We start from the raw sequence: 1,778 nt of genomic DNA, 5'->3' as shown, positions 1-1,778 counted from the left end.
GGAATGGGGCTTATCTGGGGGCGCAATTAGATATGATTCTGGAGGGCGCGTTAAATCTGTCATTTAAATATGCCAGCAATGAGGAGAGGGAAATGGAATTTCAACTGGGGGATATGGTGAAAGGGACGTTAGCGATTAGAGCAGAAACTAATATACAGGTGGGGTTTAAATATTATCTGGTGGAGGGGTATTTTAAGGCTGATGCAGATATTGAAGCGCAGGGATGCTTTGAACTGGATAAGCAGGATAAGGGGTTATATCTGGTGTTTTTCCATGAAGGGATTACGGCCAGTTATTATGTGGAGTTTGGGGCAGGTGTTTCACCATCTGAGAATAGTAATGAATCTTCTAAACAAAATAGTAAAAGGGATGATAAGAAACAAAAAAAATGGGAAATATATCCAAAATTGCCAAAGGAGAAGTCAACATACAAACTGAGGTTATCGTAATGAAAAAATTTTTCTTATTCTTTATGGCATTATTTTCATTATCGGCATATGGGGATAAAACAATGGATAAAGTCAAATATATTACTTATTTAGAAACTAATCGGGCACGGTGTGTCATTAGGGTTAATGGGATGTATACATTAAGTAACCTAAATTCAATGACTGGCACTATATCAACTGGGTACAATGTTGCGACATTGTTGCAAAATGGTAAAAACACCATCTATATTGAAATGGCACCATTTAGTGATGCGGAAGAGGGGTATATTTATAAAGATAAGGATGCAGAGTGTAAAGTTCGACTGGTAAGAATAACACCTTACCAGTCTGATGAAGTCACGAATATTATCGCCAGTGTGGCCGATAAAAATGGTATAGCAGAGCCTAATAGTATGAAATCCGTTAATTTTAATACCGATACTGCACAGTATAGTAAAGTTACAGAAAAGAATCTCAAGGATGAGGGTATTTATTACGCTGAGCGAACAGTGACATTAAATGATCTACCTATTTGGGCCTGGACTACAGCTACCCCTTTGCCGGAAACGGAAGCAAGTATTGAACTGGTCAAAAAAGCTTATGAGGATGTCTGGCAAATCATGAAAAATAAAGATTTGGCCGCTTTACAATCGGCAGCTAAATTAATGTTGCATGAACATGCACAGGCCAATAATAGCACAGAACAAAGTTATTTCGATTCTTTTGATTTTAAGCGAGATTTTGATAACGGTTATCAGGCCATACCGATAAATTGGAAAAAATATAAACTGATACGTTATATGGATAGCCGACTATTCCGATTTGAAGTCGCACATGGATCACCATCTCCATTATTAATTAGGGATAAGGATGGTAAAAATGGCCGCACATTTAGCCCCTATTTCTCTTTAATCAATGGAAAAGTGGTGATTTCAAGATAGCTATGGTTTGTTTTAACTCACTCAGTATTAACTGTTTTTGCAGTTAATACTGAGAAAGAAGGAAAAAATATGCTTTCAGTTAATATGCGTAGTGCGGTTTGTGATTGCAAAATCCCGGACCCCTGTATTCACAAATTAGTGTTAAAAGTCGGTAAACGGGTTTTCAATTATAACCAGATTGAACCGATTGGTGATATTTGGGTGATTGATGAAACCGGGGGTATCCCGGTGACTATTTCACTGGTGGGAAAAAGATGTATCACGGAAAATGCGCAATGCCCCCGGGCGATTTTTTATAGCCCGGATAATGCGGCGTTTCAATTTTATGAATTAGGTAAAAATCCGATAGCAGGGCCGGGCACGGATTATAAAATAAGTTTTTCCAGTCATAACCTGCCGGTCGATTTGA

1 protein-coding gene and 2 pseudogenes are annotated in these 1,778 nt (G+C 38.1%); all 3 read left to right on the top strand.

All coding sequences use genetic code 11. The features are described from left to right. Positions 1-449 (top strand): annotated as a pseudogene (locus EAE89_RS22715) (hypothetical protein); the annotation flags it as partial. A 62-nt stretch (positions 450-511) separates the two neighbouring features. Beyond that, positions 512-1,369 carry a hypothetical protein gene (locus tag EAE89_RS22710; RefSeq protein WP_244866741.1) on the top strand — a complete coding sequence of 286 codons (858 nt, stop codon included), beginning with the start codon at positions 512-514 and terminating at the stop codon, positions 1,367-1,369. Between the two features lie 69 nt (positions 1,370-1,438). Further along, a pseudogene (locus tag EAE89_RS22705) lies at positions 1,439-1,778 on the top strand (hypothetical protein); the annotation flags it as partial.

It is taken from the genome of Photorhabdus heterorhabditis (assembly GCF_018448905.1).
In the GTDB taxonomy this organism is placed as follows: Bacteria; Pseudomonadota; Gammaproteobacteria; order Enterobacterales; family Enterobacteriaceae; genus Photorhabdus; species Photorhabdus heterorhabditis.
Note: the sequence above shows the minus strand (reverse complement) of the source record. Positions and strands in the feature narration are given on the sequence as shown.

Bases quoted from the DNA above. Each gene is read 5' to 3' on its own strand.
- EAE89_RS22710 (WP_244866741.1), top strand. From the start codon at position 512: ATGGATAAAGTCAAATATATTACTTATTTAGAAACTAATCGGGCACGG.